A 22,234-nucleotide genomic window follows, 5' to 3' on the forward strand; every position below is an offset into this window, starting at 1 on the left:
TAGATACATTAATTAAATTGTTTACTAAATTCTTTGGAATGAACCTTCGGTTTCCGGTAGCCGCTTTCCGTAATTTCTCCCGTCCAGTTGGACTCTTTGTCGGCAAACGTGAGTTTTAACGTCACGTTCTGCGGTGCGTCCGGACGGACACGGTAAGAAAACTCTTCCGCCGAAGGAATTACTTTTATCTCTTCCCGACCGTAACCGGACAGGTAGACATCATCAGAGGAAAGCAGATCAAGAAGAAAGCGTATTTCCTGCGGGCGTTTGAATCCCGTCTTAATCGTTACGGCTTCCTGTATCTCCGTCCGTATGCGATCCGAATAATAATCATCGGTAATTTCATCGTAACGCCGGAAAACAGCGTCTTCGTCTTCATCCATGCCGGGAGTTACGCTCGCCTCGCCTTCCAGGGAAAACACTTCGTAAGTCCCGTAACTGTTCAGGAACCGGAGCCGGTAACGCTCGCGGACCGTCGGGCTTTGCTCGATCCCGATCCGGAGAGCAAACGTATCACCGCTATACACGTCAAAAAGGTTGGCCAGTACCCCGTAATCGGTAAAGAATTTAAGTCTTACGGCCTCCAGGTTCAAGGCGTAGAAATTCCCTGCCGTGCCTGGTACTGTAAGGCTTTGACCGGTAAGAAGTTCCGTTATTTTCAGTTCGTGTCCCGGATAGATGAAACAAAGCGGGTAAAGTTCCGTCTCGCGCATCATTATACGCCAGTCGTTGCTCCGCGTAGTAAAAAAGAAATTGCAGGATTCATTCAAGAACTTCAAAGAAAATATATCAGTCCCCATATTTCGAAGACGTTTAAACTCCTTCTTGGAAATTCCCCCTTTCCAGGCGGTAAAAGATAGGTTATCCTCTTCCTCACCCTCATTTACCACATGTATAGTTACTTCTGCCGACAAACCGGAAACGGCAAGTATATGATCCGTGTTATCCGGTAAAATCCGTGCGCCTGTTATTCCGGTTTCGACAATCTCGGCTATATTAACACGAAATTCCCCGATTCCGTTTCCTTTGAAGATTTCTTCATTATTCATCCTGATACTGTATGTAGCCATAGAACAGGATGATACAGACAAAAAAATAGGATTACGTGTAAAAGCGTTTCCCGTCGGATATATATTCACCTTTAAAGCTTCGTCGCTGGCGCTCATTGTATTGCTATTTTAGTTACGATAAAACTGCCTGTTAACTCATTCTGAATCTCCAGAGAGGATATAAAGCGATCCCTGGCAGCCGAAGGATTTACCATAAACTTATAAAAGTCCGTAAGTCGGCCCGAATGGTTTTCCCTCCAGAGGTTATAAAGCTCCGTTACTTGTGACGTGGACGGAGCAAGTATGATATTATTCTGCTTTTCCATGGTGCAAAAGTTGGGGTTATGAAAGGAAGAATAAAGGACGGGATTAACCGGAATACACTATCGATATAAATTCCCCTATATAAGTAAGGGTAAATGTATCATTGTAAGTTCCAGTAGTAGCTTCCGGATCATTTTGTATATAATTTATATTCACTCTTAACTGAAACTGATAGTATCTTGTTAGGGTGTCATTTTCAGAAGTTGGTGGATTATCTATTATATAATCATCTGTATCGGGATTAATAAAACCGTCTGTTATGGTCCAGAAACGATCATTAACAATGGTAAAGCCTAAACCTGTCAAGTAGTTTAATACCTCTTGCTTTTTATTTTCTTGTACTTCCGCCTGGGTATTACGAACCAATTTCCAGACATATAAAATACTTCCAAAATCTTTAATATAATGTTCTTCATCAAGATTATAGGGGGCTATTAACCGAAGCGTTCTTAATGTCAGCTCGACAGGTACAATCTTATTTGCCGGAAGTGAATAAGAAAGCCCGTCAAAAAGCAAGTACTGCCCCCGAAGTGCTACAGGTGTCAATATATCCATACTCATAAGCTGGTGGACCGGTAACATGACATTCGTTTCTACCTGGTTGAAAGAGTGTCTTATTATAGCATCATATTTTTTCCAGAAGTTTATAAACAGACCGTTTTTATATTGAAACAAAAGTGATATCGTATGTTTACTTCCGTCTTTTAATACGACTTCCTCACCCTCGGAAGTATAGGGCAGTACGGAACCGAAAGGATATTTACTATTCTGTGAGGATGTAAAAGCAAACACAAACGATAAAGGCGTTTCTACTTTTTCCGAATCTTCATCATCATTATTAGAGGATGTTTTAAGATATGTATAACGGTGAACGTAATCGGCCAGATATTGAGGGGAAAGAATATCATTCGGGGCAAAATCCATTGGAACGCATTCGTCGTCGCTGGATAATTCGTTATCTTCGATATTGTCGGTTTTCCGATCCCAGGAAAAGAAACTCGATGAAGAATAAGTAAGGCGTTTGTTGTCTTCATCCCATTTGAACCACCGCCCCGTCGTTTCCTCATAATTTAGATGTATCACCCTTTTGGTAATGTCAACTTTCGCCAGTCTGGCCACTTCCTGATCCTTTAAATAGTCTTCAAACCGTTCAACGGAAGGAGCGGCTCCGGTAAAGGAAGTTTTAGCCGATAACTTCATTTGCCGGGCCGTTTCGTAAGTTATTAAAGGTTCGTCCGTCAGGCTACGGGACAAATCAATGTCCGGAACATCATCCACAATATCCCGAATCAGTCTTAACGTGGCTGTTTTCGTATCGGAAGAAACATTATAAACCAGCCCGAAACGCACATGCAAGGCATTTAAAAAGTCCTCTACTGTGCAATCCGGCATCAAATCGGCATAAGAAAGTTTCCCTTTAACACAACAGTCGGCAGCATTATTCAATATTACCAGGTTAGAAAGTTCCTTGTTCGTCTTAAAAGGATTTTCGGTTATGGTATATCCAAATTCGGAAAAAACAAGTTCCAGCACACGCCATACATATAAAAAAGCCGTTACGCCGTAACCTTCCGGAAGTGTTACTGCAGTCGGAGTACCATTTACTAAAAAAGTTTCTGTTCTTGCTTGATAACGTAAACGATATACTTTACTTCCTTCTGATACAGGTGTGATATAGTTCAAGTATTTAGGGTAAAGCTGATTATCTTTCGAATCGTTACCAGTCATAATCTGAAATACGGCATAATCAGTCTGATAACCTCCTAAAACTTGCTGCAAATGTGCGCAAAGAGAATTAACGCTGCTATACTCCTTCACCGGTAACGTAATAGCATTTAATTTTTTTGCTTTCCATGCGCTGTAGGCTTCCGAATTGTCAAAGCCGATATTAAGGGTAATACCTTCTTTTTTACCGGCGGAAACAATATTTATCTTCCCGGTACGTTTATATGCTCCGTCCAATACCGTACATGCCTGATCTTCATTCATCGGCTTTATACCCATGTCCAGACGGTGAGCAAAACCGGTTATTTTAGCATTATTGCCAGTACATGGAACCGTAACCGGTACGGTTTGCGATCCCCGGTCGTTCATGACAGGGGATTTTTCATCAATCTGTACGGTAAAGTCACCCCCTAAATCCAGATAACCTTTGTTCGTCTTAATCTTTAGCATAATGATTACTTATTTTCCGCGTGTAAAGGTGTCGCGGGCGTTATCTATAGTTTCTTTGGCCTTCTCCAAATCCTGATAAACGATATAGGCCTTTATCAATTTGATAGCCTCACAGGAGGCGCGAAGCTCCTTTGCCGCTTCCAGGAACTCCCGGTAGGAAGAATCACCTGCAGGGGAAGTAACGTAACCGCCTTCATAATATTCACCCGGATTCTGTGGTAACGGGTTGGCATTGGTGCGCTGCCGCCTGATCGCTTCGATAGTGCTGACGGCGTCGATCACTTTAGGATTGTTCATTTCCGGCTGTGGTACCACATATTCCCCCTTATGAACTACGCCGGCCACTTCATAGCGTCCACCCGGACCGGTGTAACCGCCTTCATACCACCCGCCACCGGAAGAACCGGAAACAACACGTTCAGCCGTGGCGGTCTTGCTGCCGGTAGTGTTTTTCAGGGACATGTTTTTAATTCTGTCCCGTTCTGCTTTGGCCGATGCAAGCTGGGCCACACCAGTAGCCGCAAGCATTGCTGCAGCAACGGTTCCGGCGATCGGTCCTAAGTCCGCGTACGCCTTCATAATCGAAACGGCTGTATCTGCTATGATCTGGGAACACTTGATAGCAAAGTTCACATCCGCATACTTCTTTTGAATCTCCAGTTTCTTATTTTCCTTCTCTTCTTCCAGGGCGGCAGTATCTTCCCCGTTGTTCTCGGCTTCTTGTATGAGAACATCGTATTTTGCTTCCACCTGGTCGATTTCGGCCTGCTGAATAGCTTCCACCATGGAAGAGGAAAGGCCGGAATAATAGTCAAAATATTTTTTAGCGTTATTCATCTGCATTTGCAGTTTTTTACGCTGGTATGTCTTTTCGTCTATTAATTCCTGATCGTGCAGATTCTTTAACAGGGCCAGTTCATTCTGGTATTCCTGCGCCCATGATACGCCGATCTGGGATTGAATCTGGTATAAACTATTCTGGTATTCAAATTCAAGCTGGCTAATTTCCTGCTGTTTCTGTTTCTCCAAACCAACGGTAGAAATTCCCGCCTGTCTCGCTATCTCAATTATGGCATTATAAGTCGTTTCTACATCCTGAACCTGCTTCCGGTGTACTTCCTGCATACCGGTTATTCCTACCGGAACGGAAGTTATTTCACGTACTTTTTGAGCAATGGCCGCCCGGTCACGTAATAGTTGCATCTCGGTTTCACGTACGGCATCGGCCGCTTCCGTAACGGTATCTATACGTTTTTGTCTGCTGGTGATCTCCAAGGCGTTTACATCATCCAGATAGGTACGGTTTATCTCCAGAAGTTCCGCCGTATGTGCCTGTTCAACTTCCAGCATATAGGCGTCGGCTGCTTCCTGCGTTATACTCTGGTTTAATACCGCTTTTTCCATGGTGTCCTTCTGGACATTGTAATAGGCGGTTTCAATCTTTATCCGTTCGTCCCGTTTCTCCTGTACCTGTTTTATACGGGCGTCTTCCTGCTTACCGGTTTCCGTAAAAATAGTTGCCTGGGCTTCCGTTTCGAGCTTGTGGATTTCATCGAGTAACTTCTTCTTTTTGGCCGGGGTCTTTGCTTCCAGCTTCTGGAGTGCGTCGATACGTTCCCGGTAATAGCGAAGATTTTCCGCCGTCCCTTCGAGAATGTACTGGGCTTCCGTCTTATTTTCCTTCTCCCGGTTCTGTTTGATAAAAAGCATACGTTTTTCGTGCTCGATCTCCAGAGGTTTTAATGTGGCGCCCGTTTCTGTATTTTTATACTCTCCGGCTTCCGCTTTCTTTTTGACTTTACCTAATTCATTCAAACGTTTTATTTCGGTGTCGATACGTTCTATTTCCTTGTTCTTCTTGGCGATATTCGCTTCGCTGTCTTCTGCCCATTGCTCCTGAACCTTTTTCTTTTCCGCCTCCAGTTTCTTTATGAGGGATGTTTCAGTATTTATATTTTCTTTATTGGTCCCGGTTAATGAAGTGGCCGTTGCCTCTGTTTTTAATATATCATTATTGATCTGGGCGATTGCTGATTCTATACCGGCCAAATCCTTCTGTGTTGTTTGTAGGGCTTTTAACTGGTTGGCCTCTTTTTCCGTACCAAATAAACGGCTTATTTTAGCGGTAAGGTTGTTCCGGTTATATCCTGACAGTGTATTTTGCTGGCGAGTGTCCCAGTAAGCATCGTTTTGCTCTGATTCCTGGCTTTCAAGGTTCCTTTTTTTCTTGTACAATTCTTCCAGTTCCTCCTGGTAAGCCTTCAACTTGATTTGTTTTTCCAAGGAAACCAAATATTGATCTATAGCCTCTTTGTTATTGTTAATGAGCCTGCCTTCTTCATTCAATTCCGCATTATAATCCGGTATCAGTTCTTTTAATTCCGCAAGCCTTTGTTTACGGGTGTAGTTGGAAAGATTTTCGTCATTGATAGCAGCTACAAGAGTTTTTATTTTTGCTTCCTGGCTGGAATATTCTTCATTCACTTTCTTTACGACTTCCTGGTGGGCCTTCATCGCGGCCGAAGCCTGTTCCGTCTTCTTTGCAAGCTGATAGATAGTAACCCCGGCTGCCACGAGTAATGCGAGCAGGGCCGTATATGGATTCTTTAAAAGTTCGATCCGCATTAACCGAAGAGCGGCGGTACATCTTTTAATATTCAGGTGCAGCAATGCCTGGCCCGCCGCATAAGCCAAAGTAGCCGCCCGGCTGATATAAAGCTGTACGGCGTGCGCTTTCTCTGTAACAACCGAAGCAAGGGTCGCCGCTTTAAAACGGGCGTGCCACATGGTAGCGATTTTCAATGCTCCGTAATAGCCAATCAAATAGGCCGTAACGGTATAAGTGACAACACCCCATTTATTAAACATGTCGATCATACCTCCCACACCTTCCACCATAAGCGTAACAAGATCTATTAAATCCCGGAGAATACCCTTTGATTCATAGAAACGTAAAACTACTCCTTCAATAGTTGAACTTAGCCGGTTTAATGCACCCTGAACGTTATCACCCATTTCTTCGGACATGGCGTTAAAATCGTCTTCCGCACCTGTTACCGCGTCGCAAAGTGCCAGCACGGTATCGGTACCGTTAAGGAAAGTATTAAACGCTGCAACGGAACGTTTATCGGTCAGTTCAAGGGCCTTGTTCAAGTCTATTCCTTCGCTGTTTAATTTTTTAAGTCCCTTTACCAGATCATCCAGGTTATCAACCGGACCGCCAAGAGCAAGCGCGAGTTTGCCGCTACTGTCAGCCAGGTTAAGCAAAATATTACGTGTTGCCGTTGCTGCCGATGAAGCGTCGAAACCACTGTTTGCCAAAGCTCCCAAAAGGGCGGTCGTTTCCTCGATCGTGAATCCGAAAGAATTAGCTACCGGGCCGACGGTAGACATTGCACTATTCAGGTATTCAAAATTCAGGGCCGAAGACGTTGTACCTATTGCCATGGTAGAAAGTGCCCGTTCCGTATCTTCCGCATCAAGGTTGAAAATACGCAATGTTGCACCGGCAAGCGTAGCAGCCGAGGCAAGATCCGTGTCCACCGCCTTAGCGAATTTCAGCACGGAAGGCGTCATCGCTTTAATATCCTCCTTGAAAAATCCCAGCTTGGCAAGCTCTATCTGAAGTGCCGTTACTTGTGCGGCCGTATAAGAAGTAGTGGCACCCAGCCGGCGCGCTTCATCCGTTAAATCTTTGATACTCTTTTTCGTGGTTCCCAGGATAGCCGCCAAAGTACTATTTTTCTTCTCAAACTCTATAATAGTACTGATCGCATCCCTTAGCCCCCCGACAATCTGCCCGGTTATCATTGCGCCAATAGTGACAAACACACCAGCCAGAACCGTTTTTATCTTATTCAGGGAAAGAAGGGAACCGCCGAAACCTTCCGCCTTTTTCGTGGCCTGCCCGTACGCCTTTTCAACTTCTTTCAGTTCCTTCTCCAGGGCGGCATACTTTTCCGGTTGCAAGGATTTCACCGTATCGCGAAGCTCTTTCCGCAAGGCGTTTGCTTTCCTTGCCAGCTGGTTGGCACTCATGGTGGTTTTATCCAGCCGTTTCTCACATTCGGCAATCTTCTTGTTATTCTCGGATATAGCCTTATTATTGGCATTTAATCTATCCGTAAGATTCTTCCACTGTTTACCGCCAGCCTTACCGGTAGCAATAAGTTCGGTCATTTTCTTTTTAAGGTCCTTATTGCTGTCCCGGAGTTCTTTGTTCTTTTCCGAAAGATTATGTATTTCTTTCTGTGCATCGGTGGCGTTCAGAGTTAACACCCATTCGATATAGTCAGGTTTTAATTTTGCCATAAGAGTAAATTTTATAAGGCAAAATTATCCTGGTGTAAAGTGGCGGAAAAGGACATTAAAAAAGCCCGTAGAATCATTCTACAGGCTTATTATACAAGAAGAGAACTATTTTTATTTCTTGAAGGTAAGGTCCGAAGGATCAAAATATCCTTTATCCTTAATTGTTACCCGATCAAGCCTCCGGCAAACGTACCAGGTTAAAGGAACCGATATAAGAGGCGTCACGGTAAAGGAAAGAAAGGCAAAAGCAAGCCACCCGGATAAAGTAGTCGGTTTATGCTTACATCCAACGAAAAAGGCTATTACCAGGAAAAAGCCGATCAGAAATAAAATATCTTCGTATATCATACAATTACTATAAGATACAAATAATAAATAATCGGAAATAAGCCCGCCCGAATTGGGCCGGGCTTAATTGATATATCATTTCTCACGAAATAATACATCGGGTGTATTAAGTTCTTTTTTATGAAATATAATAGAAACCTTATAACAGGTTGTATTATCAAAATTGAGCGGAAACTAATTCATTTCCTATTTTATTTATTGCTATCCTTATTTTATCATACTGTTTTTCACCGACATTCGCCACTCCAGACGCATACTGACGCATAAGAGACGGATTTATACCAGCAACCTCTGCTATTTTTGAAATATTGAGAAACGAAAAATAATTAAAGAATGATTGTAGATCATATTTATAAGAAAATTCCAATACTGGAACCTCCTTACCTTCTTCCGCTAACATCTCTTTTATTTCCTCGTATGATTTCAGAAAATCAGCCTTAGCCGCTTCCGCTGTATCTCCGTAGCCGGCCAATCCAAAATCCGGTAACTCTTCTTCCATAAAACAGGAATAATAACCGTCTTTCGCACGTTCAAACAAAACATTCACTTTCATACTATTTATTTTTTAAATGTGGCAGGCAATATTACCTGCCACTATCGTACCTAAAAGTCTTAAATTATGAAGTAAAGAAGTGCGGGGATTAAATCCCCAGCACTTTTCTTGCGTTACGTTCTATGTGAAGAGAAACCTCTTTAGACCCGTGACGGGGTATCGAAAACTTTTTGCCAGTCTTGGGACTGAACCAAACATCGTGTTCTCCGCCATGTCTCACAACGTAACAACCTGCCGCCTTTAATTCGGCGTAAAGTTGATTGTACTTCATAAAATAAAAGAACTTTTAAATACAATGCAAATATAGCAAATATGCTACAATTATACAAGCAATATAAATATATTTATTGCGATTTTGCTATATTTTAACATCGTTTTGGAAGGTAGCAATACGATTATTTTAGCGAACTGGCAAACATTTCTTTTACTCTTTCCCTTATATAGTCCTGATATTCATATTTAACCTTTCCAAGTGTATCATGATACAGAATCCCGTATATCTGCCGGTTATAAATCTGGTAATTACCGTGTCTCTTCATATCAAGGAAGCGAGTATATAATGGAAGGTTAGAACGGGCGATTACCCCCTCGCCGTCTGGAATGACCGAATAATTCGGGTTCTGCAATGCGGCCATTAATGCACCGGACCGCCCTTGTACAAGTGTTCCATATCCTTGTACCTTCTTCCGCGCACGGCCTTTCTGGTAAATCCGTTTGGTAGCGATATCCAGTTGGGCCTGAAATATATCCTGTATTCCACGCCCGATCCGATCGGTAAAGAAATCCGTTTTAAAATTCTCGGCCATTCAGTTATTCATTTTTTGAAAATCCGGAAATAATGTGCCTTTTCCCGGATTCGTCCTTAACAGTTTCATTTTTCTTGTTTGAGGTATATTTATATTTCCAATAGGTGCATAACGCATCATTTACACCTATTGTAATAATACCTGCTATGACAGCTAACCAAAACCACGCAAAAGCATCCATTATCATCTTGTTTTAAATGAGAAAGCCAGGCTCCACCCTGCAAACGTCCGGTAAAAGCCGGATTCCGGAAGAGTGGAAAGACTGGTTAAATCCAGTTCCTTAGTGACAGGGCAACCGGTCGCAGAATCTTCTATCAGCATTTGTTTGATACGCTCCATAATCGGCTGCACCTCTTCGATAGTCTCATAAGCTCCTTTACGTTGGGGATCGTACTTGCTCATAAGGAAAATAACGCATAAATTATTTTCCCTCACATTATCAGCCGAAAGGCTGGCACCCGTTCCCGACGGGATCAGAATAAAGAGCACCGGACATTCTCCTTTAGATAGTCCCTGTATCGTCTTACTCATTTCCTCATCAATGGTAACGGGCAGCACCTTCTTTATTTCAGGAATACGTTTTTGCACGCCTTCCCAGTATTCGCGGTAAACCTTTATATCTATCATATCGTCAATCCCTGATAACGTTTCGCCTCCCATTCACGGCGGGTGACAAGCCCCGGAAGAATCTTACCACCCCCGTATATCCATTTTTTAAACTCTGCCGGTATGGATGAATCGTACGCATCCGCTCTAATCTTCTTATAAAGCGTTGATTTTTTGAATTTTCCGATACCTACATTAAAGCAAAAGCTTACTACTGCGTCAAACTGGTACTGCCCCAGATGAAGGGGAAGCGCGTTCACCTGGTTTTCTACTGCCCTGATATCCGATTCAAAGAAGGCGTCGGCCTGGTCCTCGGTTATAACATCACCCGGTTTTACGCCGGTCGTGTGACCGTAACCGATCGTACATACTCCCGCGGCACATACATACGCTTTCAGGCGTAACCCCTCAAATTTCTTAATCTTGTTTTTTGTTCCTGTTGTCGTTCTCATTTCTTGTTACGTTTTTGGTGTAAATACTCAAACTTACATTTATACAGATAAAGCAATACATCCCAAAAGGGTGTATCGTCCACCTCCTTCTTATTGCCGAACACGCCGGAAGCCGCTACCTCAAAGACTATCCCGGTCCAACCGGTTTTATCGTCTGCCTTCCGGTCCTCGGATGCCAGCTTCTGAAACAATATCCGAAAGTCGATAGCTTCACCACCGATATAAACCGGTCCGGAAAGAACCATTTCCCAAACAGCGGAAAAGAAGTTTACCGCATGAATGGCAAGCAAGGAAGGAACGGCCGGCATCTTCTCCGGGTCCTTGTACCGGTAAAGCTTTAATGTAATATCCTGGAAGATTTCATTTATAGCCGGATCGTCCTTTTCTGCCGCCGCCTGCTTGCTTTGCTGCAACAAATCCAGGCAATCACAAAAGTTACCGAAAGTAAGACCGTTCAGCATATCACCGACACCATGCCAGCCCCCGAAATCCTGCATCAGGTTACGCCCGGTTTTCAGAATGGGCGTAACGATCCGCTCGCCCTCCTTACCGGTTGTATAAGAGAAAAAGCCGTCCAGCTTTTCCAGTTGACAGTCCAGCTCCCGGATGATCTCACGCCGGTACATGGTGTAATCCGCTTTCATGCCCAGAAGGAAAGAAAGCCATTTTACGCGGAACTGTCCGGGGCTGATCGTACCGCGGTTCATCAGTACCGACAATATAAGAAACTGTTGGTACTGCTCACTGCTGACTTCATCCAGGCAGGAAGGAACCTCCGCCGTCTTACTATTATATGTAAACTTCTCCATGTCCGGACATTAAAAGGTTATTCCTTTGGATTGTACGGTGACACCCGGTATATAGTAATCCACCGTTTCCGACTGCGCATCCAGTTCCCTGATGATATCCTGTAATACATCCAGGTAAGCCGCCGCGTCCTGCTCCAAACTGTTAGCAACCGATTGCCGGGCCTCTTTTTCCGCCCGCAATTTATCCCGTACGGTTGTACTCTGCTGTACCTGTACGATTCCATTGGGTAGAACTTCCACCGGTAAACGTTCAACGGCCTTTTTTATGGTGAGAAGTGCAAGCGGGCGGCGTACATACTCCAGCAATTTCTCCGTTAAAACGGTATCGCCTTCAATCAGTTTATTATAACGGTTCCGGGTGATAACAGGTATTATCTGCCCGTCCTGGACTTCCCGGATCATAGGAATAAGCACCAGGAAAAGCCGGTGACTGCCGATATTATAATATTCATCGAACGTTTCCTTATTCTGAATAAGAAGCCGGTTTATAGCCTTTTTCTTAATGCCGTTCATCCAGAAATCAAACTTTTCGCGATCCAGTAGCTCCACCAACGCGTCTACGGCTTCATAAGCCAGGTTCCGGATATTCTCTTCATCCTTGAACTCCTGTAAGGCAGTCATGCCCGTTTCATTCTCTCCAAGATGTTTGCCACGTCCGGCCGTTCCGTGTTGTGCGTCCAAAGTGGGAATAACCTTTAACCAGGTAAACATCGCCACCGCCTGCTGCATCAGCCGCAAAGTTTCCGCCATGCCGTCCGATTCCGTGCCGTCCGCATGATCTTCACGGTAATACTTATCTACCGCGTCTATGGGTTCCGTTCCGATGATAGCCTGTAAATCCCGAATACCCAGCGGTAAGATAGGTTCCCACTTGGTAAAATCAAGATCATTATCGATCAATCCCAGAACACGGACTATTTCACCGGCACCGTCACCGCCTTTATTAAATAACTTCGTCATTTGCTCGATCTCTTTTTAGTGTATATGGTTTCCAATTATCAAAATCCTTTGTGAAATTGTTTATTTCATCGTAGAACTCCTTATAAAAGCGGGCCAGCCCGGTATCTATCGTTATACAGGTCTGCTCCGTGCGCGGATTGGTGTTTATATTGGCCGAACTTTCTATTACAAAATCAAAAGCGTTACCAAAACCAGCCATTACTTTAGCATGGTTACGGAAAATACAGACACGTGATCCGAAACGTTCCGCCACCTTCTTTAGGTATAAATAAACATCCGCGTAGGAACCTTGAAAGATTTCACCTACATAAAAATCCGCGTACCCTATGTCTTTCCTCTCCAGCCATTTCTCCACCTCCTTAACATCGGTAATTGCCATACACCAGGTAGAAATCAGAACATATTCCACCGGTTGTTGCTTCACGATCACACGAAGATAAGTAAGGCTGTCAACGTCCCCATGACTGATACAGTGATAAGCCGCCCCTTTCTCAAAATGCCAGGGCAAACACTCTTCCAGGTGCAGCTCCGATTTTATCCGCCGGTCAAAATGAACGTTTTTCGTCCGGCGGGCCTTTATATGCTTGTCCGGGGTGTTATCGGCACGGTTCTCTTCCGGTTGCCGGTCGCTTACCGGTTCTTCCGGTACATCTTCCGGTTTCGATGTAAAAAACAGACTACGCATTTTCTTTCATACGGTTAGAGGGTGAAACGTTCTGTTCCGCTTCCACTATGGTACGATAAAGCCCTACTTTCGTTGCGGTACCCGGAAAGTTGGCATTAATATACTGCTGTAACGGCTTACAAAGGATCATGTCCGGAATAGCCGTTTCAGAAGCGTTATACACTTTCAGGCTGTATAATTTCTCCGATCCGGAAGAAAGTTTGTTTTCTATAATCAGGTTTGAAAGTACCGGATCAAGACCGAAGCCGGAAGTGGCGGCAGCGTCCGCCTTATTGGATATTTTAATCTGGGCGTCCACATAATCCTTTATCTTCTTATCCAGTGGTTCCACCGTCCAGCCCTCAAAGTTATTCGCTTCCGGATTCCAGAATTTGGTCGTGTGCATGTATTTCCCGGCGTTCTGCCTTCCGGTAATGTTGGAGGCGAATTTCTCCATAGCTTCGTCCTTGAAATCTTCCAGCATTTGGGCCGTGTATTTCTCGCCCGTACGGTCGCAAACCTGTTTAATACGCGCTTCCGCACGGTCCCAGTAAGACTGCGGCGATTCGATGTGTAGGGAAATAGCCGAGGCGTTCTCGTTATAGGCGATAAGGATAGCGGCCAGACCGCCGGCAAGTTCCAGCCAGTCAAGCGCACCCAGAAAACGCGGTGTACTCATGAAATCCTTGCAAAAGGAATAGATATTATAGTATTTCACGGAAACCGGATATTTGAACGGGTGGGCCGGATCAAAGACCGGGTAACGGTAAGTATAAGCCGGATCAGGATAAGGAAAGTCGCCCACAAGTACTTCCTGCGGTTCATCCTCGCCCTCGGGCGGATATACCAGGCGGGCTTTCTGGTAGGGAATGTGTTCCAGCCGTACCAAACGCCCGGGATTGCCCACACGCGGCGCACGGTTCCGGACAAACTTTATAAAAAAGCCCTGCATGTGTGTCAGGTCTACGAGTGAGCGGTGAAGAACCGTCGTGTAATCCCATGACTCCAGGTCGGCGGTTATTTCCGGATCGAGTTTCCAACGCCGGTAAAAACGGTTATTCTCTTCGTCGATCGCATCCTCATACAGCCGCGGGCCTTCTCCCCACTGTAAACCGGCTATTTTACCCATAATGCCTTCACCGGCATAGAATTTATCCAGTAAGCGCATGACCTCGCCCGGCATGTCGTTATTGTCACCCATGGGAACGATAAAGGTACCGTTTACGCTGATCTTACGTGAAAAAAAGGCACCCCGCCGGTTCAACTGGATGCTGGAGGGCTCCCAACCTTTACCGCGGCCACCGATAGAAAAGGAGATCAGACCCTTATCACTGCCGGTATCTATAATTCCAAAGTTGCCACTTCGTCTTATTTCCATACTCTTAAATCGTTATTCTTTTCCCGTTGAACTCCATTACCAGGCATTCCCAGCAATTCAGGGGACGGCCCGTTGTGGTGTCCGTCAGGAATAGTTTATAGCTTGAATTTTCTATTTTTTCATCCGTCGCCTTTTTCCTCAAACGGGCGGCCGTGAGTATTACCATGTCGCCGCCGTCCCGTGTCTGCCGGTTCCATTTCCGGAACTTGATAGAAAAGGTTCCTCCGGAAATGGTAATCCGCTTCATCTGTTCTACCGCTACATAAAGGTTTATTTTTTCCATAGCCGGCGGATAAAATTTTTAATCCTGCCCCAGTTATCATGTACCAGGCAGAAGGATAGAAAGAAAAACATGAATTTTAGGAACGTCCATAAGCTACACCCGTTTGTAGTCTTTTCTTTTTCCTGGCTTTGTTGCTTAACGTCGGATTTACGGGTAACGGTTGTTTCCTGCTGACTGGTAACTTCCTTATGATCCTGGAAGGAGCTGCTTTGATTCTTTCCAGTTCTTTTTTCAGTTTTTCGGTTGCTGAAATCAATTTCTTTAATCCGTCCAAGGCTGTCATAGTTGATTCGGATATGCGTGCTATCTTCCCGGTGAACGTGAAGTGTGTGTTTGTCATTGCTTGAATCTCTTCGCGCAAGTACGATAACTCCGCCAGTAGTAGTTTGTTTTTCTTCTCCAATTGCTTCTGTAACCGTCTCTCGTATAACAGAGCGAGAAGAACGACAACCGTAAAAACAAGCTGCAAAACAAATAAAAATAAGTAAGTGTATGATTCCATGTTTCATGTTTATTAAGTCGTTAATTATTAGTAGTATCAAAAGTGATTGATTTACGGTTCAGGCAATTTTTCACCCCGCAAAGGAATGGCTTCATAATATCCATTACACGGGCGTTCTGCCTGATATCCTTTTCCATTTCGTTACATTTCTGCTGGAGTTCCCGGTACTGGTTCTCTACATCGTCGATCCGCTGTTTCAATTCTTTACGGTCATTCTTCATGTCTTCGATCAGTTCCTGGTAAACCTCCTGTACTGACTTCATGGCGTCAGCTTCCGCCTGTTTACGGGTATATCGGAGGGTGAACAGCCAGGTCAGACCACCCGTACAAAGAGCCGTAATAATCGCTGTAATTATCGTTTCCGTCATATTGATAGAGTTGAAAATTTTACATTATAATCCGGAAGATACATACATGCGTCAAATAACCCGCCACGATCCCGGCCAGGTCTGCCAGAATATCCTTCCAGTCCCATTTATTGCAGGGTGACATTTCATCCCCGTATTCTTTACCCAGTGAAACACCCAGGGCAAAGGGAACACCATAATCACCCAACAGGGCACATATAGCGTAATTAATTCCGAAATGCTTCCATTTGTCTGTTCCTATTTTCATAACTTGAATAATTGGTTACTGCAAAGGTGGGAAGAACGGACACCGACGAAAAGGACATAAAAAAGAGTGCCGGGAACCACCCCGGCACAAACAAACCCTAACCTGGGACTTAAACCCAACGGCTGCCTTTTCAGCCGGTATATTAAAATTAATATTAAGGATTAGACAACTTTTCGATGTCTTTTTTCATCATGCGTAAAGTTCTGATTCTTTCTACTATTTTTTCAGCGGAAAGCGGTTCCCCCCCTTCATCGGTCAAATCGTCGATAGTTTCCTCTATTACCCGTATGTAACAAGCGGAAACCGCTTCCGTCTTAACTTGCCACTGTTTCAATATTTCGGCACTTTCATCTGTGATATGTGCGCCGTTTACTTCTATATCTTTCATAATAATTCTTTCTTTAGACGTTTTTAATCGGTGTAGTCTCTAAGGTAGTGAAATCAATTATTCCGGCCTGCCGGTATATTCCGAGGGCGACTTTTCTAAACCGTTCGTAATTACGTCTGTCAATGGGTGATAACTGCCACCTCTTCATGTCTTTCATCAAATCCGGTATATTATTAGCACTATTATACAAACAGTTGTTTTTACCGTATTCGTGATGAAGTGATACAGACTGAAAATCACCGGAAAAAACAACCAGCCGTAAACGTTCAAGTTCGAGGAAAGCAAATTCTTCGTTTACCTTCTCCACCTTATAGGCTCTTAATTCAATGGAAGGCGCACCGTATTCACGTCTAACGAAAAATAGGATATCAGGATTATTTGTATTCATTTGGCACCTCCTTTTAAATCTTCTAATTTAATATGTGAAATGCTTGTTATATTTTCCAGTACCCCGTCACATATACTTTTAACCCTTAATCCGCGGGAACCGTCTTTCTTGGGTAAATTCAGGTGATAATACGGACAATTCTTCCAGAATGTAATCCGGGAAATCCAGCCACGAACTTTAAAAGTAGCATTGCTTATTTTATAATCAACCTGTATCAGATCACCCGGTTTAAATTTACTTTCCTGTAGAAACATATTCTGTATTTCTTCCTGCTCTTTCTTTATTTCCTCAATCCTTTTATCATTGTTTTGTAATTGGGTAAGTAACACTTGCTGATATTCAGTATATATCATTCGGCACCTCCTTTCTTTTCTATTTGGGGACGCTCTGAAAACCTATATATTCTTTTAACCCGGTAAATGAAAAAATAGGCTACCGGCTTGTCACAGCCGTTATTATGTGTTTTAGTGTCCTGGTCTATGTGAATAAACCCGCTACCGGAAGATATCTTCAGCGGCATTGTTTTAGGGTATTTCTCGTTCAACTCCTTTACTTTTGCTTCCAGTTCAGTTTTAAAAGCATCAAAGGAAATTTTATCAGGGCAAAGCGTACTACCAAACTGGTTTGCAAACTCTGCCATTTCAGCACATTTTCGATTCTGTGGCTTATACTCGTTAAGCTCTATAAAATAAGATGTCATTTTCGGCCTCCTTTCTTTACTTTTTTGGCACGACACACACAAATGACTGCACCAACGACGGCCGGTGGAAAAATAAAGGTTAAACAGAACCATGCGATAGCAGATAAGTAATAGGCATCAGAAGTCGAATTTACGGAACAATCTTTTTCCAGTTTCTGAAAATAACGATGTTGGATCGTGTTTACGTCCGTGCTACCAGTACGGAACGAAGGTACATAGCTTGTACCAGTTTGAAATTCATTTTTCATAACAGTGTGTTTTTGACTATTTTAAAATGAGAAAGGCGGCTACCATTTCCCTGTTCTGTCAAAAACACACTGCTAACCGTCCGAAAAGCCGGGTAATAGTATAGGGAAAGGCAACCGCCTTATATTATATAAATATCAATCGGGCATAAAAAAAGCCCATTGTTTATTTGAGCCAATATCCATGACTCACGGAACTGTATTAACAGCATGTTTTTGACAGGGGCAAATGTCGGTATTAAAATCTGAACAAAAAAAAAAAAACGTTAATAAAAGTTTATCAGAAAAAGAAAATTTATCGACTCTATAATTCGTTACTTCGTAGCAAAAACGCCCGCCAGAATTGGCGAGCGTTAATCTATTCTTATGGTTCATATCTCTTTTGAGTTTCACCCTCTTCATCACTTTCCTTTTTCATATTTCGCATAAATAAAGGAACTTTCTTTTCAACCTCTTCATTTTTATTCTCTTTATCTTCCATGACCGCTTTCTCCATGTCTTCAAAATCTTTCTGTGTTATAATACCTTCGCGTATTTCATCATCAGAAACTATATCTTTACTTAATAACCAATGATATACATTTTGATTCGTGCTCTCATTTGTAACAACATACGCTTGCTCAAATTTCCACCGAAATTTTGCTAAATAATTCATGGCGTCTACCATAGAATTAAATTCAATTTTTTTTCCGGAATCATCTACCATAAACGTTTTGTATTTTCCGAAATAAGATGTTTTTTGTCCGAAGTCTATTTGTATTTTGACTTTAGAACTCAAAACTTTCCCGGTACCTACAATTTCACAAAACGTTTTTCGAGTTTCTTGTGCTGCAGCTGCTACTACTAAAACAGCCAACACGATAGTTAATAATAATTGCTTCATATCAGTAACTTAAAATTAGTGTGTACTTTCGTGTGTACCACCCGTAAGTTCTGACGGTTATATATGCAGTGTAATTTTGACAGTTGCAAAAATACTTAAATATGTACATTTATAAAGAATATTATCCCCAAAAATGAAAGGCAACCGCCCAAAAATACACGGTAATTCACCCAAAAACGGGCAAAAAACGAGTAAAAACGCATAAAAAACACGCTTTTTCGCGTAAAATTTTGGTCTAAATGCAGATAAACGACTGAAAAACAATCAAAAACCGGAGAAAATTTCAAAAACTTAAAAAATGACACCTTCCGAAGACCGAGCCGCTCAGAAGTCGGAAAGCAGTTGCCCTCCCCCTAAAAGGTGAAATATGACCTTTTGGACGGGGTACCCGTAACCTGGTAACACAAAAAACGCCGGAAAACCGAATTTCCAGCGTTACAAGGCAATTACCTTTTGTGCCTGTTCTCTATCCATTGATCTACAAACGAATCGGCCTGCAGCGTCCGCTTGCCTCGTACTAAAGCTATCCAGCCGGGGCGCATCAGTAAGTATTTGAAAGCGTCGGAGAAGTTGGTGGATAACATCGGTAGTTTTTTCGGTGCCAGCTTTTCGGACTTCTTCACTTTGAACACTACTTTAGAGTTACCCCGGTATTTGATTTCTGCCTTTGCCTTTTCTACGGAACTAACCATTTCTTTACAGTTCAACGCATCAACCAACAGGATAGGCAGGTTCTTGTTGGTACCGCCCATAAGTTCCTGCATAAAGTCGTATTCCGCATCCTGCCGGATAACTGCCTGTTTACGGCTTTTCAGGTTTACGATCCAGCCGGTACGGTTCCCGCTGCCGTCTTTTTCTATGGCGTCTTTTATCTTACCCGCGTAATCTTCCTTTTGCTTCTCAAAGTTATTACCTGCACGGTCATAATACAAATCAAGTTCTTTATACTCATGGTTCTGGAAGAAAGTAAGGAACTGGTCGGCGATCTCCCGGAACCAGCCCGGCGGTATCTCAAAAAAGTTCTTATGTACCCGGTAATAAGCACCGTCCGGCTGACCGATCACCAAAGAAAGCATATTACCAAAGTCCATACCGCCTTCAATCGCTTTATCATGGTGCAAGTACCGGAGTTCCCGCGAGCTGTAAGCGGCTTCCCCGGACATGGTACCGTTATAATACTTATGTCCTTCACCGAACAACACATAGAAACGTAAATCCCTGCGAAGACCGGGACGCATACCAACCACCGACTTTTTAAATTCGTGAAGCTCCAGCGTACCATTATACAACCGCTTTAAATACTCTATCGTAAGTATCTCAACATTAGCGAATGAAGAAGCGTTAAGAAAGAACGTCTGCCCTTTTCTCAACTTCAACAAAGCACGATCGTAATATTCAATATCCCGCTTCAAACGTTTCAGTTTCAAGGGGGAAGGCCTGTTCTTTCTTTGTTCCCGTAAAAGGGAAATTATCAAGTCATTACGTACACTTGCCGCCTGCACTATCTTAATGATCCGTTCCGGGTCCATTTGCTTGACATACCGGAAAAACCAGTCGTACTCGTTTTCGTCGATATCCGGCATATCGGTAGTAATGGTTATTCCCAGGAACAAATGGGAATGTCCGTAAGTGATCGCATCACCGCGAAGAATAGGCATAGCGCGGTTTACTTTCATTTCCTTATCGTACTTCGCTTCATCATAAAACAGATGTATTACAGACTTTCCGGCAAGCAATGAAGGGTTATCCAGTGATCCCATGAAAATAACACATCCGTTCCAAAAGCTATAAACATGCTTGTAATCATCTACGATAACCGAACATTTACGCCGCCAGGATTCAGGCGGGCGGGTATCTTTTACATAGTGTACCCCTTCGATCAGGCCCATAAGTTGCCAGCCCTTCTGTACGGCCGGCATTATATTATCTTCCAGGTTACTGTAGGTATTGGCAACAAAAGCGAACGCACCGCCGGGCATTTCTTCCACACACCGGGCGGAACGCCTGGCTTGTATAACGGTAGATTTAGCCATACCGCGGCCGTCAATAGATACAAGGATAGTAGTATCGATCCAGTCCGTCAGAACCTGGATTATATGACCGTATTTTATTTCTACATCATCGGCGTTACTCACCTTCGTTATCTTCCCCGAACTCTTTGATATCATACAACATACGTTTTTTCAGATCAAAAGCTTTAATACGCGCATCCTCTTTTATATTATCACGTACAATAACAGGAATTTCCGGTATCGCGTCGATAAACTCTTCCAATTCCTTACGGTCGATTTCAGGAACACCCAGATCCTTACGGCTGGTAGTATAAATAACCGTGCTTTTCTGTGAAAGTAGTTCCTCCGGTATTTCGGTCTGTTGGTCCTTATAACATCCGCGAAGTTCCGCCGCCAGTTTCAGAAGGTTCTTAGCCTCCTTTACATTACCCATAAGAAAGACGGTATTCGCCCAATTTTCGGCCTTTTCCGCATACAGGTTGGCGAAAGCCTGCGGGCGTACGTTATCCTGTGTATAAAAGAAATTGAGACTGTCGGCGTACACCTGGCGGGCCATCCAGTCCGAAAGGCCGTAAGGCTCCGACTTTAAAAGGCGGATGATACCGGCCTTTGTCACCAACTTGCCATTTATACGCATACGGGCACGAAGGCCCCGTACCATTTCCATAAGGCTGTAATATTCCCTTTCATCGGGCGCGAGTGCTTCCAGCGTACCGGTAGAAAGAATCCTTTGAATCTGGTTGATATCCACCTTGTCAAAGTCTATTCGTGAGGGCTTAATTAAATTCGTCGTCATCCATTTGTTCGATTAAACGTTCAAAAGTATGTCTTTTCCGTACGGCCTCCAGCTGTTTTATAGCTTCCACGTTTCCACCTTCCGCCGCTTCATGGAGTTTTATTTCAGGGGCGGCACGTGCTACGAGAATCCCTTCCCGGATCAGGAAGTTAACAGAAGTTCCCACCGTTTCCGCATCCTGGACAAAAAGCCCGGCATTTTCCGGAGAAAGCCCCAGGGAAACGGCTATGTCTTTCGGGGAATACCCTAAAGAAGACAAACGCCGTACATCCTCTTTTTGCTGCGCATCCAGGTAAATACTATCCACCACCGTTAAATCGTTCATACGCATCTTTTATTCGTTTCTGTGCCGTGAAATAATAAATTTCGTCCTGTTCCATTAAAACAAAGTTCCGGCCGCTTTCAATGGATGCCACGGCCGTAGTACCGGAACCGCCGAAAGTGTCCAGGATCAGATCGCCCGGCTTTGTACTGTCTTCAATCAGTTTACGGATCAACGCTACCGGTTTTTGCGTGGGATGAACCTTTTCACCTTCTACCAGTTTAGCACCGGACGCAAAAGAACGGATATTATCTATTATGTTTGTGGCACCAATAGAAACACCCTTTCCACAATGAAACAAAATAAGTTCATGTATAAAGGCGTAATGATTACCCGGCCCCGACTGTTTATTCCAAACGAGCATGTTTGACGCGCCTAAATACAAGTCAAACAACGGATAATAAAAAGCATATCCGCGCCAGTCCGTAAAAAAATACACGCAAGCACCGGGTTTCTTCACCCGGTTAAACTCCTGAAACAAATCCCGGTAAAAGGGTTTACAGATAGACAAATCTTTAAAACTGCCTTTCTGCCCGTTATGTGTCATTCCCAGGAAATAAGGCGGATCGGTTATTATACAATCTACAGAATTGTCCGGAACACGTTTCAACGCCTCCAGGCAATCCTCGTTATAAATTTGGTTTGTTATCATTGGAAAGTTGTTT

General features: G+C 43.6%; 27 protein-coding genes. All 27 read right to left on the bottom strand.

Annotated features, from left to right (window positions below):
- Positions 1-8: 8 nt before the first annotated feature.
- The 27 genes from AB5443_RS17180 to AB5443_RS17310 all read right to left on the bottom strand — a co-directional run bounded on the left by AB5443_RS17180 (position 9) and on the right by AB5443_RS17310 (position 22,221).
- Complete coding sequence (locus AB5443_RS17180) at positions 9-1,166, bottom strand: hypothetical protein (RefSeq protein ID WP_368113832.1); 1,158 nt, start codon at positions 1,164-1,166, stop codon at positions 9-11.
- 252 nt (positions 1,167-1,418) lie between these two features.
- Complete coding sequence (locus AB5443_RS17185; protein WP_368113831.1) at positions 1,419-3,548, bottom strand: hypothetical protein; 2,130 nt, start codon at positions 3,546-3,548, stop codon at positions 1,419-1,421.
- Positions 3,549-3,557: 9 nt separating this feature from the next.
- The gene (locus tag AB5443_RS17190; RefSeq protein WP_368113829.1) at positions 3,558-7,859 is read right to left on the bottom strand and encodes a phage tail tape measure protein; all 4,302 of its coding nucleotides are present in this window, start codon (positions 7,857-7,859) and stop codon (positions 3,558-3,560) included.
- Positions 7,860-8,364: 505 nt separating this feature from the next.
- Positions 8,365-8,760 carry a pilus assembly protein HicB gene (locus AB5443_RS17195; RefSeq protein WP_195580787.1) on the bottom strand — a complete coding sequence of 132 codons (396 nt, stop codon included), beginning with the start codon at positions 8,758-8,760 and terminating at the stop codon, positions 8,365-8,367.
- Between the two features lie 88 nt (positions 8,761-8,848).
- Positions 8,849-9,031 (bottom strand): type II toxin-antitoxin system HicA family toxin, encoded by a 183-nt coding sequence (locus tag AB5443_RS17200; RefSeq protein WP_007478400.1) that lies wholly within the window; start codon positions 9,029-9,031, stop codon positions 8,849-8,851.
- A 124-nt stretch (positions 9,032-9,155) separates the two neighbouring features.
- A complete protein-coding gene (locus AB5443_RS17205; RefSeq protein ID WP_368113827.1) occupies positions 9,156-9,566 on the bottom strand; it encodes a hypothetical protein in 411 nt (136 codons plus the stop codon).
- Positions 9,567-9,570: 4 nt separating this feature from the next.
- On the bottom strand, positions 9,571-9,747 hold the full coding sequence (locus tag AB5443_RS17210; protein ID WP_368113826.1) for a hypothetical protein: 177 nt from the start codon (positions 9,745-9,747) through the stop codon (positions 9,571-9,573).
- 2 nt (positions 9,748-9,749) lie between these two features.
- A complete protein-coding gene (locus tag AB5443_RS17215; protein ID WP_368113824.1) occupies positions 9,750-10,193 on the bottom strand; it encodes a hypothetical protein in 444 nt (147 codons plus the stop codon).
- Entirely contained in the window at positions 10,190-10,624 is a 435-nt protein-coding gene (locus tag AB5443_RS17220; protein WP_368113823.1) for a lysozyme, read from the bottom strand. The genes AB5443_RS17215 and AB5443_RS17220 overlap by 4 nt, the downstream gene beginning before the upstream one ends.
- Positions 10,621-11,433 carry a hypothetical protein gene (locus tag AB5443_RS17225; RefSeq protein WP_368113821.1) on the bottom strand — a complete coding sequence of 271 codons (813 nt, stop codon included), beginning with the start codon at positions 11,431-11,433 and terminating at the stop codon, positions 10,621-10,623. The genes AB5443_RS17220 and AB5443_RS17225 overlap by 4 nt, the downstream gene beginning before the upstream one ends.
- A 9-nt stretch (positions 11,434-11,442) precedes the next feature.
- Positions 11,443-12,393 carry a hypothetical protein gene (locus tag AB5443_RS17230; protein WP_368113820.1) on the bottom strand — a complete coding sequence of 317 codons (951 nt, stop codon included), beginning with the start codon at positions 12,391-12,393 and terminating at the stop codon, positions 11,443-11,445.
- Positions 12,377-13,078 (bottom strand): hypothetical protein, encoded by a 702-nt coding sequence (locus AB5443_RS17235; RefSeq protein WP_300916353.1) that lies wholly within the window; start codon positions 13,076-13,078, stop codon positions 12,377-12,379. Before AB5443_RS17235 ends, AB5443_RS17230 begins: the two co-directional genes overlap by 17 nt.
- Entirely contained in the window at positions 13,071-14,435 is a 1,365-nt protein-coding gene (locus tag AB5443_RS17240) for a hypothetical protein (RefSeq protein ID WP_368113818.1), read from the bottom strand. The genes AB5443_RS17235 and AB5443_RS17240 overlap by 8 nt, the downstream gene beginning before the upstream one ends.
- 4 nt (positions 14,436-14,439) lie before the next feature.
- Entirely contained in the window at positions 14,440-14,718 is a 279-nt protein-coding gene (locus AB5443_RS17245; RefSeq protein WP_117720252.1) for a hypothetical protein, read from the bottom strand.
- Between the two features lie 76 nt (positions 14,719-14,794).
- The gene (locus AB5443_RS17250) at positions 14,795-15,220 is read right to left on the bottom strand and encodes a hypothetical protein (RefSeq protein WP_117720251.1); all 426 of its coding nucleotides are present in this window, start codon (positions 15,218-15,220) and stop codon (positions 14,795-14,797) included.
- 20 nt (positions 15,221-15,240) lie between these two features.
- On the bottom strand, positions 15,241-15,588 hold the full coding sequence (locus AB5443_RS17255; protein WP_055218043.1) for a hypothetical protein: 348 nt from the start codon (positions 15,586-15,588) through the stop codon (positions 15,241-15,243).
- Between the two features lie 19 nt (positions 15,589-15,607).
- Positions 15,608-15,835 (bottom strand): hypothetical protein, encoded by a 228-nt coding sequence (locus AB5443_RS17260; RefSeq protein ID WP_070751260.1) that lies wholly within the window; start codon positions 15,833-15,835, stop codon positions 15,608-15,610.
- 154 nt (positions 15,836-15,989) lie between these two features.
- A complete protein-coding gene (locus tag AB5443_RS17265) occupies positions 15,990-16,223 on the bottom strand; it encodes a hypothetical protein (RefSeq protein WP_117720249.1) in 234 nt (77 codons plus the stop codon).
- 13 nt (positions 16,224-16,236) lie between these two features.
- Positions 16,237-16,611 carry a hypothetical protein gene (locus tag AB5443_RS17270; RefSeq protein ID WP_117720248.1) on the bottom strand — a complete coding sequence of 125 codons (375 nt, stop codon included), beginning with the start codon at positions 16,609-16,611 and terminating at the stop codon, positions 16,237-16,239.
- Positions 16,608-16,964 carry a hypothetical protein gene (locus AB5443_RS17275; RefSeq protein ID WP_368113815.1) on the bottom strand — a complete coding sequence of 119 codons (357 nt, stop codon included), beginning with the start codon at positions 16,962-16,964 and terminating at the stop codon, positions 16,608-16,610. The genes AB5443_RS17270 and AB5443_RS17275 overlap by 4 nt, the downstream gene beginning before the upstream one ends.
- Complete coding sequence (locus AB5443_RS17280) at positions 16,961-17,311, bottom strand: hypothetical protein (RefSeq protein ID WP_149942283.1); 351 nt, start codon at positions 17,309-17,311, stop codon at positions 16,961-16,963. Before AB5443_RS17280 ends, AB5443_RS17275 begins: the two co-directional genes overlap by 4 nt.
- Positions 17,308-17,559 (bottom strand): hypothetical protein, encoded by a 252-nt coding sequence (locus tag AB5443_RS17285; RefSeq protein ID WP_368113814.1) that lies wholly within the window; start codon positions 17,557-17,559, stop codon positions 17,308-17,310. The genes AB5443_RS17280 and AB5443_RS17285 overlap by 4 nt, the downstream gene beginning before the upstream one ends.
- A gap of 361 nt (positions 17,560-17,920) precedes the next feature.
- Positions 17,921-18,439 (bottom strand): hypothetical protein, encoded by a 519-nt coding sequence (locus tag AB5443_RS17290; protein ID WP_368113812.1) that lies wholly within the window; start codon positions 18,437-18,439, stop codon positions 17,921-17,923.
- Between the two features lie 446 nt (positions 18,440-18,885).
- Positions 18,886-20,607 (bottom strand): hypothetical protein, encoded by a 1,722-nt coding sequence (locus tag AB5443_RS17295; RefSeq protein WP_055218027.1) that lies wholly within the window; start codon positions 20,605-20,607, stop codon positions 18,886-18,888.
- A complete protein-coding gene (locus AB5443_RS17300; protein WP_004325866.1) occupies positions 20,567-21,247 on the bottom strand; it encodes a hypothetical protein in 681 nt (226 codons plus the stop codon). Before AB5443_RS17300 ends, AB5443_RS17295 begins: the two co-directional genes overlap by 41 nt.
- Positions 21,228-21,572, bottom strand: coding sequence for a helix-turn-helix domain containing protein (locus AB5443_RS17305; RefSeq protein WP_368113810.1), 345 nt, complete (start codon positions 21,570-21,572; stop codon positions 21,228-21,230). Before AB5443_RS17305 ends, AB5443_RS17300 begins: the two co-directional genes overlap by 20 nt.
- Entirely contained in the window at positions 21,547-22,221 is a 675-nt protein-coding gene (locus AB5443_RS17310) for a site-specific DNA-methyltransferase (protein WP_004303393.1), read from the bottom strand. Before AB5443_RS17310 ends, AB5443_RS17305 begins: the two co-directional genes overlap by 26 nt.
- Positions 22,222-22,234 lie beyond the last annotated feature (13 nt).

Source organism: Bacteroides sp. RTP21281st1_H5_RTP21281_210402 (assembly GCF_040918965.1).
Classification (GTDB): Bacteria; Bacteroidota; Bacteroidia; order Bacteroidales; family Bacteroidaceae; genus Bacteroides; species Bacteroides congonensis.

Excerpts from the sequence above, each read along its gene's own strand:
- AB5443_RS17250 (WP_117720251.1), bottom strand. The coding sequence starts at position 15,220 with ATGGAATCATACACTTACTTATTTTTATTTGTTTTGCAGCTTGTTTTT.
- AB5443_RS17205 (WP_368113827.1), bottom strand. The coding sequence starts at position 9,566 with ATGGCCGAGAATTTTAAAACGGATTTCTTTACCGATCGGATCGGGCGT.
- AB5443_RS17210 (WP_368113826.1), bottom strand. The coding sequence starts at position 9,747 with ATGGATGCTTTTGCGTGGTTTTGGTTAGCTGTCATAGCAGGTATTATT.
- AB5443_RS17185 (WP_368113831.1), bottom strand. The coding sequence starts at position 3,548 with ATGCTAAAGATTAAGACGAACAAAGGTTATCTGGATTTAGGGGGTGAC.
- AB5443_RS17235 (WP_300916353.1), bottom strand. The coding sequence starts at position 13,078 with ATGCGTAGTCTGTTTTTTACATCGAAACCGGAAGATGTACCGGAAGAA.
- AB5443_RS17190 (WP_368113829.1), bottom strand. The coding sequence starts at position 7,859 with ATGGCAAAATTAAAACCTGACTATATCGAATGGGTGTTAACTCTGAAC.
- AB5443_RS17265 (WP_117720249.1), bottom strand. The coding sequence starts at position 16,223 with ATGAAAGATATAGAAGTAAACGGCGCACATATCACAGATGAAAGTGCC.
- AB5443_RS17245 (WP_117720252.1), bottom strand. The coding sequence starts at position 14,718 with ATGGAAAAAATAAACCTTTATGTAGCGGTAGAACAGATGAAGCGGATT.
- AB5443_RS17285 (WP_368113814.1), bottom strand. The coding sequence starts at position 17,559 with ATGAAAAATGAATTTCAAACTGGTACAAGCTATGTACCTTCGTTCCGT.
- AB5443_RS17280 (WP_149942283.1), bottom strand. The coding sequence starts at position 17,311 with ATGACATCTTATTTTATAGAGCTTAACGAGTATAAGCCACAGAATCGA.
- AB5443_RS17225 (WP_368113821.1), bottom strand. The coding sequence starts at position 11,433 with ATGGAGAAGTTTACATATAATAGTAAGACGGCGGAGGTTCCTTCCTGC.
- AB5443_RS17220 (WP_368113823.1), bottom strand. The coding sequence starts at position 10,624 with ATGAGAACGACAACAGGAACAAAAAACAAGATTAAGAAATTTGAGGGG.
- AB5443_RS17295 (WP_055218027.1), bottom strand. The coding sequence starts at position 20,607 with ATGATATCAAAGAGTTCGGGGAAGATAACGAAGGTGAGTAACGCCGAT.
- AB5443_RS17260 (WP_070751260.1), bottom strand. The coding sequence starts at position 15,835 with ATGAAAATAGGAACAGACAAATGGAAGCATTTCGGAATTAATTACGCT.
- AB5443_RS17270 (WP_117720248.1), bottom strand. The coding sequence starts at position 16,611 with ATGAATACAAATAATCCTGATATCCTATTTTTCGTTAGACGTGAATAC.
- AB5443_RS17195 (WP_195580787.1), bottom strand. The coding sequence starts at position 8,760 with ATGAAAGTGAATGTTTTGTTTGAACGTGCGAAAGACGGTTATTATTCC.
- AB5443_RS17180 (WP_368113832.1), bottom strand. The coding sequence starts at position 1,166 with ATGAGCGCCAGCGACGAAGCTTTAAAGGTGAATATATATCCGACGGGA.
- AB5443_RS17215 (WP_368113824.1), bottom strand. The coding sequence starts at position 10,193 with ATGATAGATATAAAGGTTTACCGCGAATACTGGGAAGGCGTGCAAAAA.
- AB5443_RS17300 (WP_004325866.1), bottom strand. The coding sequence starts at position 21,247 with ATGACGACGAATTTAATTAAGCCCTCACGAATAGACTTTGACAAGGTG.
- AB5443_RS17200 (WP_007478400.1), bottom strand. The coding sequence starts at position 9,031 with ATGAAGTACAATCAACTTTACGCCGAATTAAAGGCGGCAGGTTGTTAC.
- AB5443_RS17305 (WP_368113810.1), bottom strand. The coding sequence starts at position 21,572 with ATGAACGATTTAACGGTGGTGGATAGTATTTACCTGGATGCGCAGCAA.
- AB5443_RS17230 (WP_368113820.1), bottom strand. The coding sequence starts at position 12,393 with ATGACGAAGTTATTTAATAAAGGCGGTGACGGTGCCGGTGAAATAGTC.
- AB5443_RS17290 (WP_368113812.1), bottom strand. The coding sequence starts at position 18,439 with ATGAAGCAATTATTATTAACTATCGTGTTGGCTGTTTTAGTAGTAGCA.
- AB5443_RS17240 (WP_368113818.1), bottom strand. The coding sequence starts at position 14,435 with ATGGAAATAAGACGAAGTGGCAACTTTGGAATTATAGATACCGGCAGT.
- AB5443_RS17255 (WP_055218043.1), bottom strand. The coding sequence starts at position 15,588 with ATGACGGAAACGATAATTACAGCGATTATTACGGCTCTTTGTACGGGT.
- AB5443_RS17310 (WP_004303393.1), bottom strand. The coding sequence starts at position 22,221 with ATGATAACAAACCAAATTTATAACGAGGATTGCCTGGAGGCGTTGAAA.
- AB5443_RS17275 (WP_368113815.1), bottom strand. The coding sequence starts at position 16,964 with ATGATATATACTGAATATCAGCAAGTGTTACTTACCCAATTACAAAAC.